Here is a 14,472-nt window from a genome sequence, read left to right as displayed (position 1 = left end):
TCTGATGCTCTGTCATGAAGGGGGGGGGGAGTTAGTTAAACGTTACGTCGAAAGTGGCGGTAGCTAATACATCTCCGATACTTACCGTTGATTCCGTTGCAATATAGTCGGCTTTAAAGGTTTGCTCGCCAGTTGCTGCTCCCACTGGAATAATGAGCGGGGTTGTAGTGCTTTCGTTAATTTTAACGGGAGTTGTGCCATCGTTTTCGAAGAGCGCCACGCCGACGCCAGTTGCTGCATCGCTGGCCGCGATATTTTTCAGCACCTCGCTATTACTGGTATCAGTCTCGCCTTTAAATTTAAAGGTTACATCTTGCGCCTGACTGGTATCACACTGCTCCAGATGAATCGTAAACTCAGCCGGTTGGCTGCCGACCTGTCCTACAGAGGCAATTGAAGCGCCAGAGCCATAGAACTGGTTTTTTGCAACGTCATTCAGTGTAACGTTTTTGCTATTATCGCTCTGTGCTACTACGCAAGGTGGAGAGACAACTTTACCATTAAAATTAATGGTTCCGGCATTTACTTCAGTAACCGAAGCATTTGCTAGTGACGCAGAACCAATTAAAGCGATACCTAATAAACTATTTAAATGTTTCATTTCCATTTGACTAATCCTTATCGAGTGGAGTAATAGGTTCGGTTTTGAGCATAACAATACATGGCTTACATATAGGCATGGTAGGTGCTAATGATAATATTATATATCGTGCTGCTTCGGTAATACTATAGTGACTTGTTTTTTTGTTTTCAATTTGTTTTTTTCTTTCTGAATGTTAATGACTTGGATTGTATTTGTCGTGATTATATCTTGTTGTTTGATTATTAGTTGTTTGGATTAATTTTAATTATTAATTGGTTCTGCAAATGTGATTTGGAATGCCTTGTTTTCATTCAAATAAAAAGCGAGGATCTGGGGTGTTTGATTTAAATGGAGAGTCGTTTTGCTTTATGATTTTTAGCGAGACAGGGAGAAATATAAAGGGGATTTTTTAATGTTCATAATTTTTGTGAATGTATATTTATGGTTCTTGCATGCCAAAATCAGTCTTTCCTATTAGGTCAGTCACGGTGCGCAATGGACCAGGCGATGCTTGCATAAAATGGTCATGAAAGGCACTCTTGACGAAGAGAACGAGGAGAAAGCATGTTTGTAATTAACGGCCAGCCTGCTGAAAATCTTGCTGTAACTGATAGGAGCATTCAGTTTGGTGACGGGTGTTTCACCACGGCTCGCGTAGTGAACGGGCGAGTTCAATTGCTGGAAATGCATCTGCAAAGGCTGCAGAAAACGTGCGACGTACTGATGATCCCTTTTACGGCATGGTCTGATTTGCGCCTGGAGATGCAGACGATTGCCAGGGCTGATAATACCGGAGTGGTCAAGGTCATCCTAACCCGCGGAGCCGGATCACGGGGCTACGGCCTGGCGGGATGCCATACCCCTACGCGAATTGTTAGCGGAACCCCTGCTCCGACGCATTATGCCACCTGGCGTCAGCAAGGAATAACTCTGTCGCAAAGCTCCGTGCGATTAGGACGAAATCCGTTACTTGCTGGCCTGAAACACCTTAATCGACTGGAGCAGGTGCTGATCCGCGCTCATCTTGAGCAGACAAACGCCGATGAGGCGCTGGTCCTTGACAGCGAAGGGTGGCTTACGGAATGCTGTGCCGCGAATTTATTCTGGCGCCGGGGAATGGATGTGTTTACCCCGTGTCTCGATCAGGCGGGCGTTAACGGTATTATGCGCCAGCACATTATCAGGCAGCTCGCCGCTTCGCCATATCGGGTGGCGGAAGTTGCCGCTCGCCTTGAGATGCTGGTCGATGCGGACGAAGTTTTAATCTGCAATGCACTGATGCCGATTGTTCCGGTGCAAAAATTTGAGGGCCAACGCTGGCCGTCGCGCGAACTTTACCAATATTTAGCCCCACTGTGTGAGTTGTCTGATTAGCATGAAGAAATTGTTAGGCGTTTTATTATTGTTGCTGGTAGTGATGGGTATCGCTGCCGGGTTCGGCGCGTGGAAAGTTCGCCAACTGGCGAACAGTACGCTACTCATCAAAGAAGAGGCTATTTTTTCCCTGAAGGCAGGCACTGGGCGTCTGGTGCTGGGCGAGCAACTTTATCGCGAAAAAATCATCAATCGTCCGCGTGTGTTCCAGTGGCTGCTGCGTGTGGAGCCCGAACTGTCGCATTTTAAAGCCGGAACCTACCGTTTTACGCCCGACATGACGGTCCGGGACATGTTGCAACTGCTGGAAAGCGGTAAAGAGGCGCAGTTTCCGTTACGTCTGGTTGAAGGGATGCGTTTGAGCGACTACCTCAAGCAACTGCGTGATGCGCCGTACATAAAACATACGCTGAGCGATGATAAATACGAGACCGTTGCACAGGCGCTGAAGCTGGAAAACCCGCAATGGGTGGAAGGCTGGTTCTGGCCAGATACCTGGATGTATACCGCCAATACAACTGACGTGGCGTTACTAAAACGCGCACATCAGAAAATGGTTAAAGCGGTAGACTCCGTCTGGGAAGGGCGCGCTGAAGGCCTGCCTTATCAGGACAAAAATCAGCTGGTAACCATGGCCTCTATTATCGAAAAAGAGACTGCGGTTGCCAGCGAGCGTGATCAGGTGGCCTCCGTCTTTATTAACCGCTTACGGATTGGCATGCGTTTACAGACCGATCCGACGGTGATTTACGGGATGGGGTCACGGTATAATGGCAAGTTGTCGCGTGTGGATTTAGATACCCCGACCGCCTATAACACCTATACCATTACGGGGCTGCCGCCTGGCCCGATTGCCATGCCGGGAGAGGCCTCATTGCAGGCCGCGGCGCATCCGGCAAAAACGCCGTACCTCTATTTCGTGGCTGACGGTAAAGGCGGTCACACGTTTAACACCAATCTTGCCAGCCACAACCGGTCCGTGCAGGATTACCTGAAAGTGCTTAAGGAAAAAAATGGGCAGTAACTATATCGTCATCGAGGGCCTGGAAGGCGCCGGAAAAACCACTGCGCGTAACGTGGTGGTAGAGACACTTGAGCAACTCGGTATTCGTGACATGGTTTTTACCCGCGAACCGGGGGGAACACAGCTTGCTGAGAAACTAAGAAGTCTGGTGTTGGACATTAAGTCGGTGGGTGACGAGGTCATCACTGACAAAGCTGAAGTTCTGATGTTTTACGCCGCGCGCGTACAGCTGGTCGAAACCGTTATTAAACCTGCGCTGGCAAAAGGCGCATGGGTAATTGGTGATCGTCACGATTTGTCGACCCAGGCGTATCAGGGGGGCGGACGCGGCATCGATCAAAACATGCTGGCAACCCTGCGCGATGCGGTGCTCGGTGATTTTCGCCCGGACCTGACGCTCTATCTGGACGTGACTCCAGAAGTCGGATTGAAGCGTGCCCGTGCACGCGGCGAGCTGGATCGTATTGAGCAGGAATCTTTCGATTTCTTTAATCGCACCCGCGCGCGCTATCTTGAACTGGCTGCCAAAGATGCCAGCATTCGTACCATCGACGCTACGCAGCCGCTGGAAGCTGTGATGGCTGATATCCGCAATACCATCACCCAGTGGGTGCAGGAGCAGGGCGCATGAAATGGTACCCATGGTTACGGCCAGATTTTGAAAAACTGGTAGCCAGCTACCAGGCGGGTCGTGGTCACCATGCGTTACTGATTCAGGCGTTACCCGGAATGGGTGACGACGCGCTGATTTACGCGCTCAGTCGCTATTTAATGTGCCAGCAGCCGGAAGGGCATAAAAGCTGCGGACACTGCCGGGGCTGTCAATTGATGCAGGCGGGGACGCATCCTGATTACTATTCGCTGCTGCCGGAAAAAGGCAAAAGCACGCTGGGGGTTGATGCGGTACGTGAAGTGAGTGAAAAGCTGTACGAGCATTCACGCCTTGGCGGTGCGAAAGTGGTGTGGATCCCTGATGCTGCCCAGTTAACTGATGCTGCTGCCAATGCTCTGCTAAAAACGCTGGAAGAACCGCCAGCACAAACCTGGTTTTTCCTCGCCAGCACAGAGCCTGCGCGATTGCTGGCGACATTGCGCAGCCGCTGCCGGTTACACCATCTTGCGCCGCCGGCTGAGTCGTACGCTATCTCCTGGCTCGCCCGTGAAGTGACCGCATCTCCAGAAGCGCTGTTGAGCGCATTACGCCTGAGCGCGGGTTCGCCTGGTGCGGCACTCTCGTTGTTACAGGCTGAAAGCTGGGCGCATCGCACAGATTTTTGTGCGGCACTGGTAAACACATTAAACGCAGGTGACTGGTATATCCTGCTCGCGGCGTTAAACCACGATCAGGCCGCCGCCCGTTTACACTGGCTGGCAACGTTGTTGACGGATGCCTTGAAGCGTCCGTATGGGGTTTCCCATTTAACCAATCCTGATGCGCTGGACCTGATATCTTCTATCGCAGAACGGTTATCCGTCGCCCGGATACAGGCGATACTCGGTGACGTTTGTCATTGCCGTCAGCAGTTGCTGAACATAACAGGCGTAAACCGTGAACTGGTGTTAACCGATCTTATCCTGCGTATTGAGCATTACCTGCAACCAGGCACCGTATTGCCGGTTCCCCATCTTTGAGAGAGACATTATGTTTTTAGTCGACTCACACTGCCATCTTGATGGCCTGGATTATCAATCTCTGCATAAGGACGTGGATGACGTGCTGGCTAAAGCGGCCGCACGCGATGTGAAATTCTGTCTTGCCGTCGCGACCACTCTGCCAGGATACCGCAGTATGCGCGAACTGGTCGGTGAACGTGACAATGTGGTGTTCTCCTGCGGCGTGCATCCGTTAAATCAGGATGAAGCCTATGATGTTGAAGACCTGCGCCGTTTTGCCGCCGAAGAGGGCGTTGTGGCGATGGGGGAAACCGGGCTGGACTATTTCTATACGCCGGAAACAAAGGTGCGCCAGCAGGAATCTTTTATCCATCATATTCAGATTGGCCGTGAGTTACAAAAGCCAGTTATCGTGCATACCCGCGATGCGCGAGCCGATACGCTGTCTATTCTGCGCGAAGAAAAAGTGACGGATTGTGGTGGCGTACTACACTGTTTTACAGAAGACAGAGAAACGGCGGGCAAATTGCTGGACCTCGGATTTTATATCTCGTTTTCCGGCATCGTCACGTTCCGTAACGCAGATCAGCTCCGTGATGCCGCCCGCTATGTTCCTCTGGATCGGTTGCTGGTTGAGACAGATTCTCCCTACCTTGCGCCTGTACCGCATCGTGGAAAAGAGAACCAGCCCGCCATGACCCGTGACGTTGCGGAGTATATGGCCGTAGTGAAAGGTGTTGCCGTTGAAGAACTGGCGCAGGCAACCACTGATAACTTTGCCCGCCTGTTTCACATCGACGCTTCTCGCCTGCAATCCGTTCGTTAACTGACTTTTTTTAAAGCTCGTAATTAATAAGCAAAGCGAGTAAAGTTCACCGCCTCAAAATGGGCGGTGAATAACCGGTTTGACACATTCAGAAACGCATTTTATCGGAATGTGAGGATTTTACGGCCTTCCACGACTGAATTGTGATAGCCGTCAAACAAAAACAAACTGAATTATTTTACTCTGTGTAATAAATAAAGGGTACTTAGATGCCCTGTACACGGCGAGGTTCTCCCCCCTCGCTAATGCGTGAGAACGTAGAAAAGCACAAATACTCAGGAGCACTCTCAATTATGTTTAAGAATGCATTTGCTAACCTGCAAAAGGTCGGTAAATCGCTGATGCTGCCGGTATCCGTACTCCCGATTGCAGGTATCCTGCTGGGTGTCGGTTCCGCTAACTTCAGCTGGCTGCCAGCCGTTGTATCGCACGTAATGGCAGAAGCAGGCGGTTCTGTTTTTGCAAACATGCCGCTGATTTTTGCCATCGGTGTCGCGTTAGGCTTCACCAATAACGACGGCGTATCTGCACTGGCATCCGTTGTTGCCTACGGCATTATGGTTAAGACCATGGCTGTTGTTGCGCCGCTGGTTCTGCATTTACCTGCTGAAGAGATCGCAGCTAAACACCTTGCTGATACGGGTGTTCTCGGGGGGATTATCTCCGGTGCGATTGCAGCGTATATGTTCAACCGTTTCTACCGTATCAAATTGCCTGAGTATCTTGGCTTCTTTGCGGGTAAGCGCTTCGTTCCTATCATTTCTGGTCTGGCCGCTATCTTCACCGGTGTGGTTCTGTCCTTCATTTGGCCGCCGATCGGGACTGCTATTCAGACGTTTTCCCAGTGGGCTGCATACCAGAACCCGGTCGTAGCGTTCGGTATCTATGGCTTCATTGAACGCTGCCTGGTGCCGTTTGGTCTGCACCATATCTGGAACGTTCCATTCCAGATGCAGATCGGTGAATACACCAATGCTGCGGGCCAGGTATTCCACGGCGATATCCCTCGCTATATGGCGGGTGACCCGACTGCGGGCAAACTGTCTGGTGGCTTCCTGTTCAAAATGTACGGTCTGCCGGCTGCCGCTATCGCTATCTGGCACTCTGCTAAACCAGAAAACCGCGCGAAAGTGGGCGGTATCATGATCTCCGCGGCGCTGACCTCGTTCCTGACCGGTATTACCGAACCGATCGAGTTCTCGTTCATGTTCGTGGCACCGATCCTGTACATCATCCACGCAATTCTGGCTGGTCTGGCATTCCCGATCTGTATCCTGCTGGGTATGCGTGACGGTACGTCGTTCTCCCACGGTTTGATCGACTTTATCGTTCTGTCCGGTAACAGCAGCAAACTGTGGCTGTTCCCGATTGTCGGTATCGGTTATGCGATTGTTTACTACACCATCTTCCGTGTGCTGATCAAAGCGCTGGACCTGAAAACTCCGGGCCGTGAAGATGCTACCGAAGACACCAAAGCGGGTGCGTCCGGCGAAATGGCTCCGGCCCTGGTTGCGGCATTCGGCGGTAAAGAAAACATCACTAACCTCGATGCGTGCATCACTCGTCTGCGTGTCAGCGTCGCTGACGTTGCCAAAGTGGATCAGGCTGGCCTGAAGAAACTGGGTGCAGCGGGCGTTGTAGTGGCGGGTTCCGGTGTTCAGGCTATCTTCGGTACTAAGTCCGATAACCTGAAAACTGAAATGGATGAGTACATCCGTCACAGCTAAGCAGTAAAAAGTTGGGGAGAATTAAGGCAGCCTGCGGGCTGCCTTTTTTAATGCATTAATTGGCCTGAACGCGAATCGGCGCAGTGGCGGCGAACAACCACGGACGAGCCTCTGCGTTCACGCGTGGGGATAACGTCTCTCTGACCTGCTGGTGATAATCATCAATCCACTGCTTTTCAGCCTCACTTAGCAGGTGCAGTTCAACCAGACTTAAATCAATCGGCACCAGCGTCAGCGTTGAGAAGCGACAGAAGCCAGGACGACTGTTGATAATCTCCACCTGATTCTCAATACGGATCCCATATTCTCCGGCCAGATAATAACCCGGCTCGATGGTAATGATATTGCCCGCAACCAGAGGCCAGGGGTTTACTTTTTTGGCAATGCGATGGGGCTGCTCATGGATCAGGAGCTGATGGCCTACGCCGTGTCCCGTACCGTGATCAAAATCCAGACCCAGATCCCACAGCGCCCGACGGCTAAAGGCATCCAGTTGATGACCCTGAGTGCCGCTGGGAAATTGCAGCGAGATAAGCGACAAAAAGCCTTTTAACACAGCGGTGTAATGCAGACGACGCTGCGGATCTTGTGGACCAAACGCGAGGGTGCGCGTTGTATCCGTCGTACCATTATGGTACTGGCCGCCGGAATCATTCAGATACATGGCCTGAGAGGTAATGGGCGTATTGGTTTTTTCGCTGGAATGGTAATGGCACATTGCGGCATTGCTGGCTGAGGCCGAAATCGTGTTGAAGCTTTGCTCGATAAATCCCGGCTGCTGCTGGCGAAATTCCAGTTGCCTGGCCTGCGCTTCCAGCTCAGTGACCGGATTGCCTGCCGCTTCGCGCAAGGGAACTTCATGGGTAAGCCATGCCAGAAAGTTAACCCAGGCCGCGCCATCTTGTTCATGGCATTCCCGATAGCCCGCCAGTTCAACGTCATTCTTGTGCGCTTTCATCAAGGTGATGGGATCGGGTGCCCATAAGACTTCGCCACCGTGTTCTATAATGGCAAAACGCAGCGCGACCGGGGCGTAGTCTTTATCGACCAAAAAGCGTTTCCCTTTGGCCAACTGCTGGCAGCGGGCAAGAAAACTCTCTTGTGGGGCCAGCGTGAGCGTATTCAGCAGTGCAGCAGGGAGCTGCTGGGTTTTGTTGCTATCAACAAACCATTCCAGCTCGCCGCTGCGATGGAGCAGGGCGAACGAAAACGGCACTGGCACCATTGGCAGATCGGAACCGCGCACATTCAGCAGCCAGGCAATGTTATCCGGCAGCGTGATCGCCAGAACGTCGGCCTGTTGTTGCGTGAGCAGATCCACGACGCGGGCTCGTTTTTGTGTGCTGCTTTCCCCGCTGATTTCAATGGGCATTTCACGAATGATGCCGCAGGGTGCAGCCGGGCGGTCAAGCCATACCTGGTCGAAAGGATCTTGCTCAAGAGACACCAGCTCGCAATGGGTCGCCGACAGTGCTTCAAACTGGCTGTTGACCATCAGCAACGGTTCAAAACCGATACGCGCGCCCGCAGCAACGTGAGACTGCAAATAGTCGGCCAGCGGTTCGTCATGTAAATGGTGAATTTCAAAATCATCCAGCGAGACTTCATTGCGCACCTGGACCTGATAGCGTCCATCGACAAACATTAATGCGCGGTCGCGCAGGACCAACGCGAGACCAGCGGAGCCGCTAAAACCGGTCAGCCAGGCCAGCTTATTGTCATGCGGTGTACAATCTTCGCTTTGGTGAGCGTCGGCGCGCGGAACAATCATGCCATCCAGCCCTTGCGCTAACAGCAGGTTGCGCAGAGCGGAAAGAGGAGTTGAGTTGTGCATAGTTACCTTCAGGCCTTAACGGAACGGCGGTTCGTTGAACGTACGTAATTTACGGGAGTGCAGTCGATCGCCTTCAGCACGCAGACGATCAATTGCCCGGATACCTATTTGCAGGTGCTCGGAAATGGCACCTTCATAAAAACGGTTGGCCTGACCAGGCAGTTTGATCTCGCCGTGCAGCGGTTTATCGGAAACGCACAGCAGCGTGCCGTAAGGGACGCGGAAGCGGTAGCCCTGGGCGGCGATGGTGGCGCTTTCCATATCAATAGCCACCGCGCGACTGAGGTTAAAACGCAGCGCAGAAGCGGAATAGCGTAACTCCCAGTTGCGATCGTCGGTGGTGACGACGGTACCGGTACGCAGGCGCTGTTTAACCTCTTCGCCGGGCATGCCGCTGACTTCTTTGGTGGCGTCATACAGTGCGCGTTGTACTTCCGCAATGCTCGGAATCGGAATATCCGGCGGTAGTACGGCATCCAGCACATGGTCGTCACGCAGATAAGCGTGGGCCAGAACATAGTCGCCAATCGCCTGGCTTTCGCGCAGGCCGCCACAGTGTCCAATCATCAGCCAGACGTCAGGGCGCAGGACGGCCAGATGATCGCAAATGGTTTTGGCGTTAGACGGGCCAACGCCGATATTGACCAGCGTGATCCCCTGACCGTCGGCGGTGATTAGATGCCAAGCGGGCATCTGATGTTTCTTCCAGGCGAGATCGGAGATGGCCTCTTCCGGAGCTTCCGTTTCAGCGGTGATCCAGATCCCGCCCGCGCATGACAGCGCGATATAGGGGCTGTTCGGATCGAGGATCTGGCTGCAGCCCCAGCGCACGAACTCATCGACATAGCGGGTGTAGTTGGTGAACAGCACAAATGGCTGGAAATGTTCAACCGGCGTTCCCGTGTAGTGACGCAGTCGTGCGAGCGAAAAATCTACTCGTCGGGCGTCGAAGTGCGACAGCGGGGAGAATTCCGCCGGATGATAGGTACCGTCGGCTGTTTCGTCGCCGATTTGTGACAACTCGGTAGTGGGGAAATGGCGCGTTAATCCGGCGCTCATCGAGCGGTCGAGCGTCAGTTCAGAACCATCAATCACATAGGGATAAGGGATTTCATGCTGCGACGGTTCGACGGAGATATGCGCATCATAATCCTGATACAGCAGCGTGAGTTGTTCTTCAAGATAGGGACGAAAAAGCGACGGACGGGTGATCGTAGTGGTATAGCTGCCCGCATGGGTAAAACGGCCATAGGCACGGGTTTTCGGGGGATTGGTGGCGCTGCCATCCCAGGTGACACAAAGCGATGGGTAAACAAAAAGACCATTATGGCGGGCGATTATGTCAGGGAGCGTCCCTGTTTCAATGTACTTACCAATGGCGCTACGCAGTGCTTTAACCGACTGCTCGTACAGCGCGTCCAGTTTATCCAGTGCCTGAGTTGGGGTCAGGCTGGAGCCCTTATTGTTCATGTCTGTCTCCTTGTTCCACAGATGTACTGCTCTCCCGATAGTATGTCACAGGAATATGAAACAAAAGTCAGACGTTGAGGAAGATTGTGCGAAGGCCGAATGACCTTCGCATCAGGGCTTAACTGTGCTGCTTATCCCGCATCAGCAATGCAGTGGCGGCGGAAATAAGACACCCGGCCATCAGATAAATGGCCACGCTGTGCCAGTCTCCGCCCGAGAATGTCACCAGTGCCGCAGCAATGAAGGGGGTAAAACCACCGCCAACCACACTTGCCACCTGATAGCCAACGCCTGCGCCGCTGTAGCGATAACTTGCGCCAAACAAACCGGTAAACATAGGCTGCTGTACGCAGACCACCATATCGTGCGCAATATTGGCCAACATAATCGCGAAGAACACGATCCAGAAAATAGACTGTGCTTCCAGCGCCATAAAGAACGGGAAGGCGCTCAGCGTACCGACCAGTGCACCGGTAATGTACACGCGCCGTCGACCAAAGCGGTCGGCAAGCCAGGCAAAGCAGGGGATGGTCAGACAGCTCAGTCCTCCCACTAACAAACCGATATTCAGAAACAGCTCGCGCGGTAGGCCCAGGTTCTGCGTAGAGTAATTAAGGGCAAACGCGGTGACGATATACATCGTCAGCAGTTCACATAAGCGCAAGCCGATAATTTTTAAGAATGCGCCCGGATGACGGATTAACGCCTCGACCACCGGTAACCGCTTTTTCTCTGGTTGCGCTGCCTGTTGCTGCTGTTCGAATTCGGCTGATTCATCCATTCTGTTGCGCATCCACAACGCGCCCAAAACCAGTACGATGCTGAACAGGAACGGAATACGCCAGCCCCAGCTCAGGAACTGCTCATCGGTAGTTTGCGAGCTAATCAGTGAGACCAGACCGGTAGAAAGCAGCAGTCCGACGCCGTAACCGACCTGAACGCCACTGCTGTAGAAGGCTTTTTTATTTTTCGGCGCGCTTTCGACCGAGAGCAACGCCGCGCCGCCCCATTCACCACCAACGGCGAATCCCTGAATGGCGCGTAGCGTCACCAGCAGCACAGGGGCCCACCAGCCAATAGTGTCAAAAGAAGGAATAATCCCTATCAGCGCAGTGGCAATCCCCATCATCCAGACGGTGAGCATCAGCATGCGTTTACGGCCAAGGCGATCGCCAAAGTGGCCGAAGATAACCCCGCCTAACGGACGGAACAAAAATCCGACGCCAAAGGTGGCAAATGCGGCAAGTGTTCCCATTGCCGGGCTAACCTGCGGGAAGAACTCGCGATTAAAGACCAGTGCGGCGGTGATGCCATAAAGCAGAAAATCATACCAGTCGACCACGGCGCCAGCGAAGCTACCAAGCGCAGCGCGTCGGGCACGATGAAGCGAAGAGACGTCCTCTTGGGGACCCGCGGAGGTGAGAGTGGAATCCATAGTTATCCTGTCTGTACTGTCTTTTAGTTATTAGTATTTGAATTGGGCTACACACATTGCAGTCGATATATTAACGACCGTTATGAGATTACCGCGACAGACGGGAAGAGAAAACGATTATCTCCCTCACCAGAGGGCTACATGAAAAATAAGATGAATGAAAAACAGAAAAGCAAAAAGCCCGCTTAAAAGCGGGCTTCTCTAAATTTGGCTCCTCTGACTGGACTCGAACCAGTGACATACGGATTAACAGTCCGCCGTTCTACCGACTGAACTACAGAGGAATCGTTTGAACGAGGCGCATATTAGCGAGGGCGATGAGGCTTGTCAAAGGGGGAAATACATTTGTGCGTTCGTTTGCTGACAAAATCAGCAAAGCGGCGATCTTTCCGTCTTTTTATGCTTTTGCCCCATTCTGGTGCGCGTCTACCTCTTCCAGGGCAGCCAGAATGAGAGATTCAGGTGTGCAAAAAGTCCATTCTTCACCTTTGAGCCTGACTTTACGCGGTTTTAACCGTAAAACACGGCTGCTGACTAAACTGGCAAGCATCTTGCAATCCTGAATTTAATGACTGCCAGCACGGGTTCTGGTATTCCGACAGGAGGCAAAATGAACTTCAGACGACTGAAATATTTCGTGAAAATCGTCGATATTGGTAGCCTGACCCAGGCAGCGGAAGTGTTGCATATCGCGCAACCTGCGCTGAGCCAGCAGGTTGCTACGCTGGAAGGCGAACTGGATCAGCAACTGTTGATTCGCACCAAGCGCGGCGTCACACCGACGGAAGCGGGGAAAGTGTTGTATGCCCATGCGCGGACGATTTTACGCCAGTGCGAGCAGGCGCAACTTGCGGTCAATAACGTAGGTCAGACCCTGGGGGGACAGGTCTCTATTGGCCTGGCGCCGGGGACAGCGGCGTCAGCCATCACTATGCCGTTATTACAGACAGTACGAGCAGAGCTGCCCGATGTGCTGGTCTATTTGCATGAAAACAGTGGGGCGGTGCTGAATGACAAGCTGCTCAGCGGGCATTTAGACATGGCGGTGCTCTACGAGCGCTCACCCGTGGCGGGTATCAGCAGTCAACCGTTGCTTAAAGAGGATTTGTACCTGGTCGGGACGCGTGATTGCCCAGGACAAAGCGTCGATTTAGCCGCGGTGGCGCAGATGAATCTGTTTTTGCCACGGGATTACAGCGCAGTTCGCCTGCGTGTAGATGAAGCTTTTTCGCTTCGTCGCCTGACGGCAAAAGTGATTGGCGAAATTGAATCTATCGCCACCTTAACGGCTGCCATCGCCAGTGGGATGGGCGTCACAGTGTTGCCTGAGTCGGCGGCCCGTTCATTATGTAATGCCGCGAACGGCTGGATGGCGCGGATAACAACCCCGTCGATGAATCTGCCATTATCGCTGAACGTCTCAGCCAGAGGGAGCTTATCGCCGCAGGCACAGGCCGTGAAGGAGATCCTGTTGTCGCTGGTAAGCCGTCCGGCACTGGAAAACCGCGAGCTACAGCTGGTCAGCTAAACCTTATTCCCTTCAGGAATAAGATGCGGGTTTTTATTATTTGTTATGCCGGGCATCAGACTTTAACAATAGCGTAATGTCTGATGTGCCCGGAGCAAAAAGTGAATTTCCAGCAACTTAAAATAATCCGCGAGGCGGCCCGTCAGGATTACAACCTGACGGAAGTCGCGAATATACTGTACACCTCGCAGTCGGGAGTAAGCCGACATATTCGTGAACTTGAAGATGAACTTGGCATTGAGATTTTTATCCGTCGCGGTAAACGCCTGCTGGGCATGACCGAACCGGGCAAAGCCTTGCTGGTTATTGCCGAGCGTATTCTGAATGAGGCCAGCAACGTTCGCAGACTTGCGGATCTGTTTACCAATGACACGTCCGGTGTACTGACGATTGCCACCACGCATACACAGGCACGCTATAGCCTGCCCGCGGTGATTAAAGCCTTTCGTGAGCTCTTCCCTGAGGTGCGTCTGGAACTGATCCAGGGTACACCGCAGGAGATTGACGTACTGTTGCAAAACGGTGGGGCAGACATCGGGATTGCCAGCGAGCGACTGAGCAGCGATCCGCTGTTGGTAGCTTTTCCCTGGTTTCGTTGGCACCACAGCCTGCTTGTTCCTCACGACCATCCCTTGGTGAAAACGTCTCCTCTCACACTGGAATCTATCGCCCACTGGCCATTAATTACGTATCGTCAGGGGATTACGGGGCGTTCCCGTATCGATGAGGCATTTGCCCGTAAAGGGTTAGTGCCGGATATTATCCTCAGCGCCCAGGACTCGGATGTGATTAAAACCTATGTGTCGCTGAGGCTGGGAATCGGGCTGGTGGCAGAACAATCCAGTGGAGAGCAGGAGGAGGGGAGCTTAACCCGTCTGGATACCCGGCACTTATTTGATGCAAATACCGTCTGGCTGGGCCTGAAACGCGGGCAACTGCAGCGCAACTATGTCTGGCGATTTATTGAGCTATGCAACGCAGGGTTATCCGTCGATGAAATCAAGCGCCAGGCGATGGAGCCAGATGAAGCCGTGATTGATTATCAGATATAATGCAA

General features: G+C 52.7%; 13 protein-coding genes and 1 tRNA gene. 8 read left to right on the top strand and 6 right to left on the bottom strand.

Features of this window, described 5'->3' with window-relative positions:
* Positions 1-31 precede the first annotated feature (31 nt).
* Positions 32-607 carry a fimbrial protein gene (locus HV345_RS14435; RefSeq protein WP_181598345.1) on the bottom strand — a complete coding sequence of 192 codons (576 nt, stop codon included), beginning with the start codon at positions 605-607 and terminating at the stop codon, positions 32-34.
* A gap of 540 nt (positions 608-1,147) precedes the next feature.
* Between HV345_RS14435 and pabC the strand changes: the two genes are divergently transcribed.
* From pabC to ptsG, 6 genes are all read left to right on the top strand, one after another.
* Positions 1,148-1,957, top strand: a complete 810-nt coding sequence (pabC, locus tag HV345_RS14430) for an aminodeoxychorismate lyase (RefSeq protein ID WP_181635724.1) — start codon at positions 1,148-1,150, stop codon at positions 1,955-1,957.
* Position 1,958: 1 nt separating this feature from the next.
* Positions 1,959-2,981, top strand: a complete 1,023-nt coding sequence (yceG, locus tag HV345_RS14425; protein ID WP_181635723.1) for a cell division protein YceG — start codon at positions 1,959-1,961, stop codon at positions 2,979-2,981.
* Positions 2,971-3,612 (top strand): dTMP kinase, encoded by a 642-nt coding sequence (gene tmk, locus HV345_RS14420; RefSeq protein WP_016156195.1) that lies wholly within the window; start codon positions 2,971-2,973, stop codon positions 3,610-3,612. Before yceG ends, tmk begins: the two co-directional genes overlap by 11 nt.
* Complete coding sequence (gene holB, locus HV345_RS14415) at positions 3,609-4,613, top strand: DNA polymerase III subunit delta' (RefSeq protein WP_181635722.1); 1,005 nt, start codon at positions 3,609-3,611, stop codon at positions 4,611-4,613. Before tmk ends, holB begins: the two co-directional genes overlap by 4 nt.
* A 10-nt stretch (positions 4,614-4,623) precedes the next feature.
* A complete protein-coding gene (locus HV345_RS14410; RefSeq protein ID WP_016156196.1) occupies positions 4,624-5,421 on the top strand; it encodes a metal-dependent hydrolase in 798 nt (265 codons plus the stop codon).
* A 293-nt stretch (positions 5,422-5,714) separates the two neighbouring features.
* Entirely contained in the window at positions 5,715-7,148 is a 1,434-nt protein-coding gene (gene ptsG / locus HV345_RS14405; RefSeq protein WP_016152655.1) for a PTS glucose transporter subunit IIBC, read from the top strand.
* 55 nt (positions 7,149-7,203) lie between these two features.
* On the opposite strand, the gene HV345_RS14400 is transcribed toward ptsG, so the two are convergent.
* The 5 genes from HV345_RS14400 to HV345_RS14380 form a co-directional block, all read right to left on the bottom strand.
* The gene (locus HV345_RS14400; RefSeq protein WP_181635721.1) at positions 7,204-8,982 is read right to left on the bottom strand and encodes an aminopeptidase P family protein; all 1,779 of its coding nucleotides are present in this window, start codon (positions 8,980-8,982) and stop codon (positions 7,204-7,206) included.
* A gap of 15 nt (positions 8,983-8,997) precedes the next feature.
* Positions 8,998-10,452 carry an AMP nucleosidase gene (locus HV345_RS14395; protein ID WP_016152657.1) on the bottom strand — a complete coding sequence of 485 codons (1,455 nt, stop codon included), beginning with the start codon at positions 10,450-10,452 and terminating at the stop codon, positions 8,998-9,000.
* Between the two features lie 118 nt (positions 10,453-10,570).
* Complete coding sequence (gene shiA / locus HV345_RS14390; RefSeq protein WP_016156198.1) at positions 10,571-11,887, bottom strand: shikimate transporter; 1,317 nt, start codon at positions 11,885-11,887, stop codon at positions 10,571-10,573.
* A gap of 208 nt (positions 11,888-12,095) precedes the next feature.
* A tRNA-Asn gene (locus HV345_RS14385) sits at positions 12,096-12,171 on the bottom strand.
* Between the two features lie 113 nt (positions 12,172-12,284).
* Positions 12,285-12,437, bottom strand: coding sequence for a hypothetical protein (locus HV345_RS14380; RefSeq protein WP_016156199.1), 153 nt, complete (start codon positions 12,435-12,437; stop codon positions 12,285-12,287).
* A gap of 60 nt (positions 12,438-12,497) precedes the next feature.
* On the opposite strand from HV345_RS14380, the gene nac reads away from it, so the two are divergent.
* Together nac and cbl are read left to right on the top strand one after the other, a co-directional pair.
* Positions 12,498-13,415, top strand: coding sequence for a nitrogen assimilation transcriptional regulator NAC (gene nac / locus HV345_RS14375; protein ID WP_016156200.1), 918 nt, complete (start codon positions 12,498-12,500; stop codon positions 13,413-13,415).
* A gap of 101 nt (positions 13,416-13,516) precedes the next feature.
* Positions 13,517-14,467 (top strand): HTH-type transcriptional regulator Cbl, encoded by a 951-nt coding sequence (gene cbl / locus HV345_RS14370; RefSeq protein ID WP_181635720.1) that lies wholly within the window; start codon positions 13,517-13,519, stop codon positions 14,465-14,467.
* The last annotated feature ends 5 nt before the right edge of the window (positions 14,468-14,472 follow it).

The sequence above is a fragment of the Citrobacter sp. RHBSTW-00986 genome, from assembly GCF_013783065.1.
GTDB classification, from domain to species: domain Bacteria; phylum Pseudomonadota; class Gammaproteobacteria; order Enterobacterales; family Enterobacteriaceae; genus Citrobacter; species Citrobacter braakii.
The sequence above is the reverse complement of the archived record's forward strand: the minus strand, read 5'-3'. Positions and strand labels throughout refer to the sequence as shown.